Here is a 16,182-nt window from a genome sequence, read left to right as displayed (position 1 = left end):
ATAAAATAGGAAACTCAATGATTTAATGTGTATAAAAAATATGGAGGAAATAAAATGGAAACTATAATGGTTGTAGAAGATGATATTATGCTTAATAATGGTATATGTTTTAACTTACAAAGTGATGGATTTCGAGTTGTACCAACATATAGTCTAAAAGAAGCTAAAGAGAAATTTGAGAAAGAAAAAATAGATTTAATGATATTAGATGTAAATCTTCCTGATGGAAATGGATTTGACTTGTGCAAAGAAATAAGAGCTAGTTCAAAAGTAGGTATTCTGTTTTTGACAGCATGTGATATGGAATCTGATATTGTAAATGGATTTAAGATAGGAGCAGATGATTACATAACAAAGCCATTTAGTATAAACATATTGATACAAAGAATAAAAGCACTGCTTAGAAGATGTAATGTTGAAATACAAGAAGAGGTCTTATTTGAGGGAGAATTTGAATTTAATTTTGATAATATGACTGTAACTAGAAATAGCGAAAATATAATCCTTTCACCTATAGAATATAGAATTCTAAAGAAATTGGTGCAACATAAAAATGAAATAGTTACAAGACAAGCATTGATAGATGCAATATGGGACAATGATAGTGAGTATATGGAAGAACATGCATTGACTGTAAATATAAATAGATTGAGAAAGAGAATAGACCAGAAAACATCAAAGCATAAGTACATAAGAACTATTTATGGAATAGGTTATATGTGGGTTGGTGAACAAGATGAAAAATAATAAAAGTTTAAATAAGAACTATTACAAGAACATTTCTATTATATATTTCATAGTGTCATGTTTATCCTTAATAATAATAAGAATGCAAACTAACAAAATTTTATATGTGCATCCTGACTTAGCTGAATTTATTGTAAATATTAATTGTATAATTTTAATTTTTATATTTACTATGTTTTTTATATCGTTATTTTTTGTATATAAAATAAGAAAAGACATAGTTGAATTTAGTAGTAATATCATATATAACATAGATGAATTTATATCGGGTAATAAAAATATGCACTTTGATTTAAATAAAGATACTTTAACTGCAAAAGTTCAAAATAAAATTAAATATATGATAGAGGTTATGGAAGTTAAAAACAGCAGGTATTCAGAGGAAAAAGAAAATATAAAAACTTTAATATCAGATATATCGCATCAAATAAAAATACCAATAGCTAATATATCTATGTATAATGAGACTCTAATGCAAAAAGAGTTAGATAGAAAGAATCAAGTATTGTTTTTAGAAAACATGCAAAGTCAGGTAAATAAATTGGACTGGTTGGGAAAAGCACTTATAAAAATTTCTAGGTTAGAAACTGGTATTATATCTTTGAATACGACTAAAAGCAGAATAAGTGATACTATTGCAAGTGCATTAAGTGGAGTGTTTTTAAAATTAGAAGAAAAAAATATATTACTAGAAATTGATTTAGATGATAAAATTGAAGTTTGTCACGATAAAAAGTGGACTAGTGAAGCTTTATTTAATATTATAGAAAATGCAGTAAAGTATACCAATGAGGAAGGAAAGATAAGTATAAAGACTGATAAAATGGATATATTCACTAAAATTATCATAAGTGACAATGGAATGGGTATAGATGAGAGTGAAATAAACAATATATTTAAAAGGTTCTATAGAAGTAGAGAAGTTGGGAATATAGAAGGTATTGGAGTTGGATTGTACTTAGCAAGAGAAATTATAAATAAACAGAATGGATATATAAAAGTAGATTCTCAAAAAAATATTGGAACTACATTTAATATTTATATGAAAAATTAGACTTAGCATTTATTTAAAATTGATGTTTATAATATATAACTTGAAAATAAAATCAAAAATTCTTAGAAGTAGTGTATATAGTGTTTATTAGATAACATTATATGCACTATTTTTAGTTTCACTTCAATAAATATCACAAAACATCTCGAAATTGTTATAATTCAGATCTAAAATATAACAGCACTGTGAGGATTGGATAGGGGCTTACATGATAATATCTAAGTAAGGAATCAATAAGCGTGAAAGTTTAATATACAATTAAAAAATATATAAAATAAAGTAAGAGGGAGATTTGATTATGAAAATACTGGAGACTAATAATTTAAAAAAATATTATGGAAAAGGTGAAAATATAGTAAAAGCTTTAGATGGAATAAATATAAGTATAAATAGAGGGGAGTTTGTAGCTATAGTTGGGACTTCAGGTAGTGGAAAAAGTACCTTGTTACATATGATAGGGGGACTTGATAGAGCAAGTGATGGAAAAGTAATTGTTGATAATAATGATATATTTGCTATGGATGATGAAGAACTTACAATATTTAGAAGACGTAATGTAGGCTTTATATTTCAAAATTATAATTTAGTTCCAATACTAAATGTTTATGAAAATATAGTATTACCTATAGAACTTGATGGATGTAAAATAGACACTAAATATATAGATGAGATAATAGAAGTTTTAGGATTAAGTCAAAAAGTGGATGACCTACCAAATAATCTATCAGGAGGACAGCAACAGAGAGTAGCTATTGCAAGAGCTTTAGCAACAAAACCATCAATAATACTAGCTGATGAACCAACAGGTAATTTAGATAGCAAAACAGAACAAGATGTGCTAGGACTTTTAAAAGTTACTAGTAATAAGTTTAGCCAAACTATAATTATGATAACTCATAATGAACAAATTGCTCAAATGGCTGATAGAATTATAAGGATTGAGGATGGAAAAGTTGTAAATAGAGGTGAGAACAATGTTACAGAATAACAATAAGGAAATTATAAAAAAGTTAAGTAATAGAAGTTTCAAAACAAATAAAATGAGAAATATAGTTTCAGTGCTTGCAATAGTATTGACAACAGTTTTGTTTACATCATTGTTTACAGTGGGATATAGTATGTTGGACGCTTTTAATAGTTACAAAGCTATGGAATATGGGACAAAGAACCATGTTCAATTTCAAGCTTTAAGTAATAGGCAAATTGAAATTATAAAAAAAGATAGTTCAGTAGACAAAAACAGTATTGGAATAGTAAAAAACATAGCAAGTTTAAAAAATCCAGAGTTTTCAACTCAGACAGTGAATTTAACCGTTTATGATAAAAAAAGTCTTGAAAATGCTGCAAATGTAGAGATGATTGAAGGGAGTTTACCAAAAAATAATGATGAAATAGTCATGCCTACAAAGATATTAGATATGTTAGATATACCTCATAAAATAGGTGCTGAAGTAAAATTAATAATTCCAAAAACTAAAGATGGGGTACTAACTAATGAAAAAGAAACGTTCAAATTTAAACTAGTTGGATATTTTGAATACAAAACAGCTACAGCAATACCTCTTCATGATGTATTTACGAGTGAAGCTTTCTATGATAATTACAAAAAAACAAATGAAGTAGCTCCTACAAGTGTATCCTTTAATTTTTTTAATGATAAAGATTTGCAGTCTAAATTTGATAAACTAACTGAGAAAATCCAACCTTATTCAGGAAAATCAACTATAAATCCTATATATTTAAGTAAACAAGCAACTACTTTCAAAGAAGTTGTTAAAAATGTATTACCAATAATCTTAATTGTAATGCTTATACTTTTAAGTGGATATTTATTAATTTATAATATTTTTTATATTTCAGTTGTTAAAGATATAAAATATTATGGATTATTAAAAACAATAGGAACATCTCCATATCAATTAAAAAAATTGATTATTAAACAAGCTAATAGATTATGTATAATAGCTATACCAATAGGTTTATTATTGGGATTTTTAATAGGAATAGTGTTTGTTCCTCTAGTTGGTAAGTTTATGGATGGATTAAATAAAACTGCATTTGAATATTTTAATCCGTTAATATTTGTATTTGCCGTTGTATTTTCATATGTAACTGTTAGATTGTCATGCAAAAAACCTGCTAAGATTGTAAGTTCTGTATCTCCTATAGATGCTGTAAGATATAGTGATAAAAGTAATAAGATTAAACGTAAGTCTAAAAGAGGGAAAAGTGGTTCTAAAATTCATAAGATGGCATTTGCAAATGTGTTTAGAAATAGACGCAAAGCTATTTTAGTTTTAGTTTCTATGTCACTAAGTTGTATAATATTTTTGACTGTATCTGCAATTATAAGTAGCTCTAATCCAGAAAGAGCTGCTGAAGGTATGATGTTAGGGGATATAGAAATACGTCATGGACTTGCAGACACTGCTAAATCTGAAGATAACGAAGTTGCTCCAATTGACGAAAATCTTATAAAAGATATTAAGAATCTTGATGGAGTGAGTAATGTAAGTAAGGTGTACAAGGATTTAAGTTATATAGTTTATGAAGGAGATTTAAAAGATGAGATATTGACTCAAAAAGTAGATGAAGAATATAAAAAGCAATTTCTTCAGGGCAGAGACCCAAAAGAAATTGCAGAAAATAATGGTTTTTTAGCCTCAGATACAGTTGGATTATCTTCAGGTAGATTATTAAGTAAACTATCAAAAAACAATATTATATATTCTCAAAAGAATTCTAAAATACTGTCAGGTTCTATAGATGAGAAAAAATTTGATGAAGGTGGATATGTAGTAATTACTGGACATGAAGGAAGTAAAATAAAAGCAGGAGATAAAATTAAGTTTAGATATTTAAAAGGAGATACTATAGGGAAAGGATATATAGATAAAGAGTTTAAAGTCATGGCAGTTTTTGATGGTGCACAAAATTTTAATATGGGGATGTACATTAATGAAAATGACTTTAAAAATATGGTTATAAAGCCATATATAGAAAATCTGGTAATTGATATAAATGGTGATGTGAAGTCTGTTGAAAATAAAATAAATAATTTGAATAAGAAATACAATAATCCATATACAAAAGTTTATTCAAAAAATATCTATATAGAAGAGGCAAGAGAGAGTCAAAAGGTTATAAAGATTGTAGGTATGAGTGCGGTATTTATAATAGGATTGATTGGAGTGCTAAACTTTATAAATACTATGATAACAAATATAATGTCTCGTAAACAAGAGTTTGCAATGATTGAGGCAGTAGGAATGACAAGAAAACAGCTTCAAAGAATGATAATGCTTGAAGGTTTTTATTATGGGGTGATAATAACTATTGTAAATCTTACTTTTGGAAGTATCGCAACATTTTTAGGGTTTAATATTATGAAATTAAGATATTCTGTGTATGCTTATCCATTAGGGGCGCTTATAATAAGTATATTAATAGTATTTTTGATAACGTCTATAGTGCCTTTAATAGTTTATCATAATGTTTCTAAGGATAGTATTGTTGAAAGAATTAGGAAAGCTGAATAATAATTAAATATAATAGAAACTGAATAATGGTTAAATATAATTCAAGCTAAATAATAATTAAATGTAGCATAAAAAGATATTTTTTTATATGCACAATAGAAAGAGGATGTCTCAAAATGAGCTTTTTGGTTCATGAGGCACTCTTTTTTTGTATGAAATCAAATATATTTTCATTATTTAAACAATGAAAAAGAGACTTATCCCTATTTTGAGACAGCCCCTTTTTAGAAGTTGTTTTTAATATAGTATTTTAAGCTTTACATGATTTGTATAGATTTGTATGCATAATTTTAAAGACAAATAAAATACTTATATCTTATGTAAAATTTATTTTAATATTAATTTTTTATTTTCTTAATATATCACTTTTAGTCAGTCCATTTGATTTACCTTGAGGAGTCCAATGATAATTAGACATAGATTTAAATAGAAATCTAGGAAAGTTAGGTGATATAAAAATATTATCTTTACTAGAAGTGTTACTATCTATGTTGTTACTATCTATGTTGTTACTATCTATGTTGTTACTAAGTATATTCTTTGATAGTTCTCCTAATGAAGTTCCTAAGCTTTTTTTTGGACCTTTACCTAAAGGAGTAGATTGTAATGAACCTAGCATTTCTCCTCCACCAATTCCTATTCCTTGAACCCATGTAAAGTTAACCCTTTTACACCAATTTTCTATCATTTGAATTGCTAAATGAGTTTGTTTCCCTTCATAGAATCCACAGTTAACTATTGCATATACTGGAATAGATTTTTTATTTAGTTTCTTCGCACATTCTTCACATTCCTCTAAAAAACGAATTAAATGAGAAGGAATGCCATCTACATAAAGAGGAAATGCAATTATTAACCTATCACAAGTAAGTATGGCTTCAATAGCTTTAGGATATTTAGATACATTGTCTATTTTAAATGTGAGAATGTCATTATCCTTTTGTATAAGTTTTTCTACTTCAGATAAAAAGTATTGTGAATTATTTTCTTTTACTTTTGGGCTTCCATTTATCATTACTATATTCATAAAGATTCACCTCTTACATCTTGTGGATTTTTAAAAAATGAAACAGAATGTTCCTTCATATTGAGATTTACAGCATTTGCACGTACTAGATTAGTAGCAGTGTCTTTTTCAGTATCTGTAATACAATCCCCATAGAATAAAGCCTTTAAATTTATCTGTTTTTCATATCTATTTTTATGATGCATTTCATTATTCTTTATTACAAAGTATGGAAGGAGATAGCTTATACTTCTATCAAGTATATTCTTAATAAATGGGCTAAAGCCACCATAACAACATCTACTAATTATAATAAATTCATCAGAATCAGCTATCAATTTACCCATATTTCTGTAATAGTCTTTTATGACACATGTAGTAGGTGTTTTAATCCAACAACCAAAACAACCAATACACTTGTGGATTTCTTCAGTGTTTGAAAGTATTTTTATATTGTCATCAAGTTTAGGTAATAAATTATCTAAATCTTTTTCAGTTAAATCATGTATTAAAAGTCTCATAAGTTTTACCCCTTTATATTATGTAGGTTGACTTTTGTAATTCTATCCTACAATTTTTTTAATAAATCATTACACCAATTAATTACAAAACTATAATAGTCAACGCCATAAATCATTGTGAAATACATACATGTGTATTGGTCAATACAACAATTTTGTTCTACCTCAGTTTTTTGTGCATCTAATTTATTTAAAAGTAATTCAATTTCAGCTATCAACATTTTTAAGTTTGTTTCAATTATTTCTTTAGGTAAGTACTCATAAAAAAATATGTTAACAAGGTGGTTATGCTTTGTCTTAGAAAATTTAATTGGTTTTTCTAACCACTCGAGAAAGTATGATTTCCCTATATCAGTTATGGAATATAGTTTTTTTAATTTGCCCCCATCTATAACTTCGCGATAGTAGATATAATCTTTTTCTTCTAATCTTTTAAGCGCAGGATAAATACTACCAAAACTAGCATCAAAAAAGTATGAAGTACTTTGTGACATCTTTTGTTTTAAATCATATCCACTTAATTCTTTTTCCATCAGAAATCCTAAAATAATGTATTCTAACATAGTGCCTCCTAATATCGTTTATGTATATATTGTTTAGTTATATATCGTTTTGATATATTGATTATTACAAATAATGGGTAGACTGTCAATATGTTTTTCAATTAAGTTTTAAACAGAAATACAGATTATCGCTTAAACACTAGGTTTATTATCAATATCTTAAGTTTTAAGAGTTGAATTTACCACTTACATAAGAACTTTGATATGATAATATGATTAAAAGCATATAAATTATTTGAATAGTGCACAAAACCGCAGATTGTATATAATTCACTAATTAGTGAATTATATACAATCTGCGGTTTTTATTCGCTGAATTTATAGCCAACACCCCAAACAGCCAATATATTGTGGATTGTCTGAGTCAGCCTCTATTTTTTTCTTAGTTTTGTACAAATGACGACGTTAGATTATTAACCTTTTATGGTATTGTCATAGCTCCAGATGCTTTCGTATAGCTGTTTTTTTGCAAATTTAACTACTTCCATCCAGTTATAACCTTCTAGTCAATTTCAAATTTTCTAGTCAGTCAATGATAAAGATAAACTGAAATTTGGGAACTCCATGTTATGCCCATAATAGATTTACTTGCTAGATAACAAAAATAATTTTTTTGTAGTGCTGGCATTCACTTTTATCGTTGCTTTCACTGGAAAAAGAACATTTCCGCTATTGATATAGGTGCTAACATTCAAAAATCCCATACCTTCAAATGCCGCCTTTAATAATGGCATTGACACTTTGTTTTTACAACTAATGTTTATGCCACGAAAAAGAGCAATATATTTTTCTAACTTAAAGAACCTCCATCTATTATAAATAATCTTTGATTCAACTTTCAATTTGCATTTACATCCAACGCTTAAATACTACAATTTCAGCATCAGAATCATAAACGCTATACTCAGATACCATGAGATATTTTTCATCAGCAATAATTCCATAATATCTGTCACTGTCTTTTTTGCTAAGCTGATTTCCAAAGTAAATTTTATTATCGTCCCAAAACTTTACAAGCTGCCCTTTTGGCAAGGTATATTCAATGTTAATGAAAGAGCCTTTCAGTGCATTAAGTTCTGTGACTTCTTCCATATCTTGTATATTAAGTGCATTAAATGCTGCAATCAAATTCTTTTTGAATTTGTATAGAGCATCTTTACCTTCTTTCAAACATAATGCAACCAAGCACTCTGAACCAAAAGGATGACCTTTCGTTTCAGCACATCCATTACAAGTGTTACTCAATTCGCATTTCCTACAATCAACTCCGCAAATAGACTTAGTCATTTTTAATTTTCCTCCTTAAATTTTATTTTATCGAGTACGTCTTATCTACTTAGTTTGGATTTTACAGTGGATAGGCGTACATCTTTTTCACAGGTCTAATGTACTTAAAATACTGGTCTGGGTTATAATAAAAGTACATGATTCTTCCAGGGGTAATATCAGGACAGTAACCCTTACCAATGTAATCAAAAGTTGCCATAGCCATTTCAATCTTTTCTTCAACACTACAATTTTCCTGTTCATAATTAAATGGACCATGTTCAAAGATGATATACTCGGCTTCAGGAATATCAATCATAAGCATTTGTGGCGGAAGTTCCCCTTTATAATCAAAAGGAAGTCGTACGCCCCAACACTCTGTACGGAGAATACCCCAATCGCAGAGCCTGCCATCTGGACTGTTTATATAAGCCATAATCTGACCACTTCCACAGTTAGCTTCGCTTCCACCATCATCATCCAATTTACCCTTGATGCTGTCGAGCAAACCACAAATTGTTTCGTGGTCCTGTCCTGGAATAAGGTTTTGTTTTCTCCAAAAATCCCAATACCCGTTACTCTCATTGTTTTTAATGTACAAAAATTTATGTGCAGGTATGGTTGCAAAATAAATCTTGACACCATCTGTTGATTTAATCATTCCTATTTCTCCTAATCCTAAAAAGTAGCGGTCAAAAGGGGTTATTTTTGTACGAAGAACGACTGGCTTAGGATTTTTTCGATATTCACTTGGTGTTACACCATAAGTTCTTTTGAAAGCTCTGGTAAAAGCTTCATGTGATGAAAATCCATAATCAAAAGCAATGTCCAATAGACTCTTATCACTGTCCCTAACCTCTTTTAATGCAAAGGCTAATTTTCTATTCCGCAAGTAATCTCTAAACTGCATACCCGATATTTCTTTGAATTTTTTCGTTGTATAAAATTCAGAATATCCCAATTTGCGAGAAAGAAAGCGTAACGTTAAGACTTCGCCGTTGTAATTTTTAATACATTTGTCAATCTCGTCAATGATTATCTGAATTTGTTGTTGCCACTCATACATTTAACTATTCACCTCGTTTCAATTACCCTACATTCATTATAACGAAATAGAGAAGTTATGGCTTGATTTTACTTGTTGTCATTTAATTTTAATTCTGTGGATTTGCATCTTGTCTAATTTACTATATTATGTCACATTGACATGACAGCTTAAAAGGAATTAAGAATTAGGAACTATTGACAAAGTGTAAATTTAGCAGTAAAATAATTGCATGAGCAAATAGATTGTTGCGCTCGCAACAAAAATATAAATAACAATATTAAGGAGAGAACATGAGAGAGCTATTAAAATGGGTTTCCATTATAAATAGATATAACGCAAACTATATTGATAGGAAATTGGCTGATATTGGAATTAATAATAGCCAATATTTTTATGTATTACACATATGTAGTAATCCAGGTATTACACAGGATACTATATTTAAAAGAATTCTTGTAAATCCTAGTAATATAACAAGAGCTTTGGCAAACCTAGAAAAAGAAGGGTTTATCACTAGAGAACCAAGTGTTAAAGATAAAAGAACATGGCATCTGTATCCTACAGAAAAATCTTTGGCATGTTATGATGAAATAATAAAAATAACGAATGGATATGTAGAGGAATTGTTAAGTTCATTTAAAAAAGAAGAGCAAGAGTTGTTCATGTCAATGTTAAAAAAGACTGCTTTTATAGCTATTGATATGAATGAAGAAGCAAAATTGGAGGCGAAGGAAGATGGAAGAAAAATATAAAGAACCATTGGAGTATGAGAAAGTTTCAAAATTATTGACTAAGTATGCAATACCTAGCATTATAGCAATGTTAGTAAGTGCGTTATATAACATAGTTGACCAAATTTTTATCGGGCAAGGTGTTGGAGTGTTAGGTAATGCTGCTACAAATGTTAGCTTTCCACTAACAACAATATGTACTGCAATTGCTTTATTATTAGGTATTGGTGGAGCATCTAAGTGCTCATTAGAATTAGGTGCTAAAAATTCAGAAAAAGCTACAAAATCAGCGGGAAATTCTATTTGTCTAATGGCTATCTTTGGAATAAGTTTGTTTATAATAGTATCAATATTTTTAACACCACTATTGAAATTCTTTGGTTCCACATCAGAAATATTACCTTATGCACACACATACACAAAGATTACATCAATTGGATTGCCATTTCTTATAATGTCTACTGGAATGAGTAAGTTGATACTTGCTGATGGAAAACCAAAAGCTTCTATGTTTTGTATGTTGGTAGGAGCAGTTATTAACACAATTTTAAATCCACTATTCATATTTGTGCTTGATATGGGAATTGCTGGGTCTGCTTTAGCTACTGTTATTGGTCAACTTATATCTTTTGGCTTTAGTGTTTATTATGTAATGAATTTTCAACATATTAAACTACATAAGAAAAGTTTTAAATTAGAGAGTATAATTTATAAACATATATTTGCACTAGGTTCAAGTTCATGTTTTAACCAATTAGCAATGACTGTAACACAAATAGTTATGAATAATACGTTGGCATATTACGGAGCTAGGTCAGTTTATGGAAGTGAAATTCCACTTGCTTGTGTTGGTATCATTATTAAAGTAAATATGATTTTTATATCTATAATTATTGGTATATCACAAGGTATGCAACCAATTATAGGATACAATTATGGAGCTGAAAAATATAATCGTGTAAAAGAAGCATATAAGTTAGCAGTAGGAAGTGCAACTGTTATATCTGTTATTGCATTCTTATGCTTCCAATTCTTCCCACGACAAATTACATCTATATTTGGTAATGGGAATGAAACTTACTTTATATTTGCAGAACATTATTTTAGAACTTTCTTGTTCTTAACATTTATAAATGGTGTTCAAATAGTATCATCAACTTTCTTTACATCAATTGGGAAATCAGTACTGGGACTTTTTACTTCTTTGACTCGTCAGATTCTGTTTTTAATTCCATTAATAGTGATTTTACCAATGTTTATGGGTATTGATGGAGTAATGTATGCGGGGCCAATAGCGGATGCCGCTGCTGCAATGGTATGTATATATTTTGCAGTTCATGAAATGAAATCATTGACTATAAAGCAAAATAAAGTAGTGAGTAATCATAAGGAGATTGTAGAGGTATAAGATAATCTTCAATAGTTCTAACAGCATAGTAATCAAATTATTTTTTGTGGTAAGTAAATTGTTTTTATTGAATTTACTTACCATATTTTAATTATAAATAGTTATTTATCTCCATTCAGTTACATCATTTAACTTTAATCTAGGTCTTTTTGCTGGTTGTTCATCAGGATAACCTAACGATATTGCTGCAACCAATTGACTATCTGTATCTAACCACTCACATAATTCACGATATGCAAAGTACACATCACAAATCCAAAGACTACCTAAACCTAATTCTACAGCTGTAAGAGACATATTTTGAATTGCAGCTCCAATTGATTGTATGTTTGCCATCTCATAAAAACGTTCTTCAGCAGATAAGTTTTCTAAAGGTGACTTTCCCAACTTGTTTAAAATAAAAATTGTTATGGGAGCTTGTTTCATAATTTCAACAGTATAATTTGCTCCTGCAATATGTTGACGACTTTCTGGAAGAAGTCCATTGTTATCAATTTCATTTTGAATACCTTTGCTCATAGCTCTAAGCATAGATTCTTTTTCTTTTTCAGTGACAACAATAAATTTCCATGGTTGTCTATTTTTAGATGAAGGTGCATCTATTCCAGCTTCAATTATTTTTTCTATAGTTTCATGTGAAATATTTTGATTTTTATATTTTCTAATGCTACGTCTTTTCGATATAGAATTGCTTATCATTATAGTAACCTCCATTTATTTTTGTTAATTTTTCTAAGTAAGGTTTTCATTTAAAAGATTATATTAGTTTTAAAAATATATTTAGATAAAATCTATTTATATAAAATATATTTACGTTATGTTTACAAAAAACATATTCACATATAGAAGAATTGTTTTAATTATTTTATCATTAATTTAGAAAAAAGTCATTGTCTTTAAAAGTAGAACATGAGAATTCTGGTAAAAATAACACTGAAAATTTAATGTAGCTTTATCAAGGTATTAGTACTTGTATATTTACAACCTAGTGCAGAAAGCTCACTCTTTTAGGTGTGGATGGATAGCATAGATAGTGTATAAAAATATTGACATTAAGAGATTAACATACTATAATTATTTAAACATAAACATAAACATAAACATAAACATAAACATAAAAACAAAAATAAATACTTATGAGGTGATGTAATGAGATTTGATATGGATAATCTGTTATATATACTAATTTATATGACATTATTAGTATCTATCCTTGGATGCATAATTTACTTTTGTAAAGACCTCTTATATCATAAAATTAAATATGTTTTAAGGAAAAACATATTTATAAATAGATTTACATATTCTGAAAAAAGATTGCCTAAGCATTATATTGTTTTTCAAAAATATGATATTTGGAGGTATTATAGTATATTTTAATTTGAAATGATTCTATTACAGTTCAAGAATTTAAGATAAAAGGAGAGAATAGAATGGATTTCATTTCAAATATACTACAAGAGGTATTAAATATATTATTTAGTTTTACAGGAGATTTTGGGATTGCAATAGTACTTATAACTTTAATAGTAAAGTTGATGCTAATGCCATTGTCATTAAAACAAAGATTTTCTATGAAAAAACAACAAGAATTGGCAGAAAAGATGGAACATATAAAAGAAAAATATAAGGATAATGCTAAAGAACTTGAAAAGCAACTACAGATGCACTCTGTGGAAAGTATGAAGAGTATGATTGGGTGTTCCACAATTTTACTACAAATGCCAGTAATATATGCACTGTATCATGTATGCTTAAACATGCCAAAGGGATTTACGACAGTTATAATTCCTTGGATTGCTAATTTAAATACAGCTGATAATTTATTTATACTACCTTGTATATACACATTAACTATGCTAGCTCCAAATTTAATAAATTATATACCATATTTTAAGGTGAGTTCTCAAAGAACATTTAATAAACAAACGATTATAATGACTACTATAACGAGTCTTATAATAACTGTTAGAACTCCAGTAGCCCTAGGTCTATATTTTATAACAAGTGCAATTTATGCATTAATTGAAGAGATTTGCTTTAGAATATATTTTAATCAAAAAAATAAACTAGTATTAAAATAATATAATAAGTATTTTATAAATTCTTAGCCTGCCAACATGAATCAAAGTTGGCAGGCTATTTTTATAAATTGGTAGGTTATTTTTATAAACATATTATTTTCTAAAAAAATAGTTACAAAATAAATAAATTAATATAAACTAAAATAAAGTTAAAAAACTGAGGTGATAAAATAATAATGGCTAAAATATTAGTAGTAGAAGATGAAAAAAGAATGAAAGATATTATTGTAGAATATATGCAAAAAGGAGGATATACTTGCATAACTGCTGATGATGGAGTAGAAGCACTTACAATACTAAAGAATAATGATATAGATTTAATGATATTGGATATTATGATGCCATATTTAGATGGATTCTCAGTATGTAGAGTTTCACGTGAAATGACTAATATACCTATTATTATGTTGACAGCTAAAGGTGAAGAAGAAGATAAATTAAAAGGCTATGAGTATGGAGCTGATGATTATGTAAAAAAGCCGTTTAGCCCAAAGTTGTTATTAGCAAAAGTGACAGCCTTACTTCGTAGATATACTGTTGACATTCCAAAAAGTTCATTAAGTGTAGGGAAGATATTTATTATATTGAAGTCAAGGCAAGTATATGTAGAAGATAAACTTATTGATTTAACATATAAGGAATTTGAATTATTACGTTTATTTGTGGAAAATCCCAATCAAGTTTTTTCCAGAGATAAACTATTGAATTGTATATGGGGATATGATTTTGAAGGAAATACACGAACTGTAGATACACACATAAAAACTCTGCGTAAAAAACTTGGTAATGAAGGTCATCATATAGTTACATTAATTCGTTCAGGATATAAGTTCGAGGTTAAATAATGGATAATCTAAGAATGTTTATAAATAAATTAAAGAATGTAAATATGTCAAGTTGGATTAAGAAAAATTTTGGATTATACTCGGTGAGAAAGAAAGTATTTTTTCTTTCTAAATTAGCAGGAGCGATTATTATATTGTTTTATCTTATTGTTGAAGAGCTTCCAATAAATAGTAAGATTGGATTTTGTATTTGGTTTATAATAATGATTATATTTATTTTAGGTATTGATTTTCTATTGGGAAGGTTTATTTCAGAACCGATTACCTCTATAAATAAATCTGCAAAGAGTATGTCACAACTAGATTTTTCTAATCCATGTACTGTTAATACGAATGATGAATTTGGAGAGCTTTCTAGGAGTCTAAATACAATGTCCACAAATTTACAACAGGCTTTAGTAGAACTAGAAGATGCAAATATCCAACTTGAAAAAGATGTAAATAAGGAAAGAATGTTATTAGAGCAAAGAAAGGAATTAGTGGACATAATTTCACATGAAATGAAAACACCACTTGGTATTATTCGTGCCTATACAGAGGCTCTTATGGATGAAGCTGATGAAGAAAAGAAGAAGCTTTATATGAATATCATTATAGAAGAAACTGGCAGAATGAACAATATGATTGTATCTTTATTGGATTTATCTGCTTTAGAAGCAGGAGTATCTAAACTTAATCCAGAGCGTTTTGATTTTATAGAATTTGTTGAAACTGTAGCAGGGCGTATATTAATTGATGTTCCAGATATTGATTTTTATTTTACTTATGAGTTGCCAGAAAATAAAGTTTTTGTTGTTGTAGATAAAATGAGAATGGAGCAAGTAGTAGAAAATTTAATTATCAATGCAAAGAAGCATGTCAAGTATAATGGCAATTTAGACTTATCTGTTACATGCTGTAATGGTTTACTTGTTTTTAAGATTTATAATGATGGGAAAACTATAGCGTTGGATGAGATTCCAAAGATTTGGTCTAAATTTTATCGTAGTACTGAATCTCAAAGAAAAGGGGGTTCTGGTTTAGGGCTTGCTATTGTTTCACAAATACTTACAATGCAAGGTTTAAAATATGGAGTTAAAAATCGTGATAAGGGGGTAGAGTTTTACTTTATGATTCCAATTGATGATAAGTGAGGAGTGGATTATAAATCATAAAAGATGAAAGATGAAAATGGTTGATAAAAATGACAACTAAAAAAGTTAATAAAAATCCTGATAAAAAGTACTTAATAAAAAGGGGCTGTCTCAAAATAGAGATAAGCCTCTTTTTTATTATTTCACTTCGATTTCACAAGAGAGACACTTTGATTTCACTGGATAACAATAAAATAAGTTAAAGAAATAAATAAAACATAACAACTAGGTAAAACC

Annotated in this window: 16 protein-coding genes; 9 read left to right on the top strand and 7 right to left on the bottom strand. The window is 28.2% G+C overall.

Annotated elements, in window-relative coordinates:
- Positions 1–54 precede the first annotated feature (54 nt).
- The 4 genes from IC218_RS11455 (at position 55) to IC218_RS11440 (ending at position 5,340) form a co-directional block, all read left to right on the top strand.
- Positions 55–747, top strand: coding sequence for a response regulator transcription factor (locus tag IC218_RS11455; RefSeq protein ID WP_227824465.1), 693 nt, complete (start codon positions 55–57; stop codon positions 745–747).
- Positions 737–1,801, top strand: a complete 1,065-nt coding sequence (locus IC218_RS11450; protein WP_227824464.1) for a sensor histidine kinase — start codon at positions 737–739, stop codon at positions 1,799–1,801. Before IC218_RS11455 ends, IC218_RS11450 begins: the two co-directional genes overlap by 11 nt.
- Before the next feature lie 298 nt (positions 1,802–2,099).
- On the top strand, positions 2,100–2,789 hold the full coding sequence (locus IC218_RS11445) for an ABC transporter ATP-binding protein (RefSeq protein WP_227433738.1): 690 nt from the start codon (positions 2,100–2,102) through the stop codon (positions 2,787–2,789).
- Positions 2,776–5,340, top strand: coding sequence for an ABC transporter permease (locus IC218_RS11440; RefSeq protein ID WP_227824463.1), 2,565 nt, complete (start codon positions 2,776–2,778; stop codon positions 5,338–5,340). Before IC218_RS11445 ends, IC218_RS11440 begins: the two co-directional genes overlap by 14 nt.
- Before the next feature lie 346 nt (positions 5,341–5,686).
- Here the strand turns inward: IC218_RS11440 and IC218_RS11435 are convergent, their stop codons facing one another.
- From IC218_RS11435 to IC218_RS11410, 6 genes are all read right to left on the bottom strand, one after another.
- Positions 5,687–6,367 carry an NAD(P)H-dependent oxidoreductase gene (locus IC218_RS11435; RefSeq protein ID WP_227824462.1) on the bottom strand — a complete coding sequence of 227 codons (681 nt, stop codon included), beginning with the start codon at positions 6,365–6,367 and terminating at the stop codon, positions 5,687–5,689.
- Positions 6,364–6,867 carry a flavodoxin family protein gene (locus tag IC218_RS11430; RefSeq protein ID WP_227824461.1) on the bottom strand — a complete coding sequence of 168 codons (504 nt, stop codon included), beginning with the start codon at positions 6,865–6,867 and terminating at the stop codon, positions 6,364–6,366. The genes IC218_RS11435 and IC218_RS11430 overlap by 4 nt, the downstream gene beginning before the upstream one ends.
- Before the next feature lie 47 nt (positions 6,868–6,914).
- The gene (locus IC218_RS11425) at positions 6,915–7,430 is read right to left on the bottom strand and encodes a helix-turn-helix transcriptional regulator (protein WP_227433742.1); all 516 of its coding nucleotides are present in this window, start codon (positions 7,428–7,430) and stop codon (positions 6,915–6,917) included.
- A gap of 584 nt (positions 7,431–8,014) precedes the next feature.
- A complete protein-coding gene (locus tag IC218_RS11420; RefSeq protein ID WP_227433743.1) occupies positions 8,015–8,272 on the bottom strand; it encodes a DUF1697 domain-containing protein in 258 nt (85 codons plus the stop codon).
- A 7-nt stretch (positions 8,273–8,279) separates the two neighbouring features.
- Positions 8,280–8,717 (bottom strand): DUF3795 domain-containing protein, encoded by a 438-nt coding sequence (locus IC218_RS11415; protein ID WP_227433744.1) that lies wholly within the window; start codon positions 8,715–8,717, stop codon positions 8,280–8,282.
- A gap of 61 nt (positions 8,718–8,778) precedes the next feature.
- Positions 8,779–9,762, bottom strand: a complete 984-nt coding sequence (locus tag IC218_RS11410; protein WP_227433745.1) for a helix-turn-helix transcriptional regulator — start codon at positions 9,760–9,762, stop codon at positions 8,779–8,781.
- 272 nt (positions 9,763–10,034) lie between these two features.
- Between IC218_RS11410 and IC218_RS11405 the strand changes: the two genes are divergently transcribed.
- Together IC218_RS11405 and IC218_RS11400 are read left to right on the top strand one after the other, a co-directional pair.
- On the top strand, positions 10,035–10,496 hold the full coding sequence (locus IC218_RS11405) for a MarR family winged helix-turn-helix transcriptional regulator (RefSeq protein WP_227433746.1): 462 nt from the start codon (positions 10,035–10,037) through the stop codon (positions 10,494–10,496).
- Entirely contained in the window at positions 10,480–11,883 is a 1,404-nt protein-coding gene (locus tag IC218_RS11400; protein WP_227481893.1) for an MATE family efflux transporter, read from the top strand. Before IC218_RS11405 ends, IC218_RS11400 begins: the two co-directional genes overlap by 17 nt.
- A 105-nt stretch (positions 11,884–11,988) precedes the next feature.
- On the opposite strand, the gene IC218_RS11395 is transcribed toward IC218_RS11400, so the two are convergent.
- A complete protein-coding gene (locus IC218_RS11395; RefSeq protein ID WP_227824460.1) occupies positions 11,989–12,582 on the bottom strand; it encodes a nitroreductase family protein in 594 nt (197 codons plus the stop codon).
- Positions 12,583–13,316: 734 nt separating this feature from the next.
- Here IC218_RS11395 and IC218_RS11390 point away from each other — a divergent pair.
- The 3 genes from IC218_RS11390 to IC218_RS11380 all read left to right on the top strand — a co-directional run bounded on the left by IC218_RS11390 (position 13,317) and on the right by IC218_RS11380 (position 15,945).
- Entirely contained in the window at positions 13,317–13,967 is a 651-nt protein-coding gene (locus IC218_RS11390; protein ID WP_227433749.1) for a YidC/Oxa1 family membrane protein insertase, read from the top strand.
- Between the two features lie 176 nt (positions 13,968–14,143).
- Complete coding sequence (locus tag IC218_RS11385; RefSeq protein WP_227824459.1) at positions 14,144–14,812, top strand: response regulator transcription factor; 669 nt, start codon at positions 14,144–14,146, stop codon at positions 14,810–14,812.
- Positions 14,812–15,945, top strand: coding sequence for a sensor histidine kinase (locus tag IC218_RS11380; RefSeq protein WP_227824458.1), 1,134 nt, complete (start codon positions 14,812–14,814; stop codon positions 15,943–15,945). Before IC218_RS11385 ends, IC218_RS11380 begins: the two co-directional genes overlap by 1 nt.
- The last annotated feature ends 237 nt before the right edge of the window (positions 15,946–16,182 follow it).

The sequence above is a fragment of the Clostridioides sp. ES-S-0005-03 genome, assembly GCF_020658455.1.
Lineage (GTDB): Bacteria > Bacillota > Clostridia > Peptostreptococcales > Peptostreptococcaceae > Clostridioides.
Note: the sequence above shows the minus strand (reverse complement) of the source record. Positions and strands in the feature narration are given on the sequence as shown.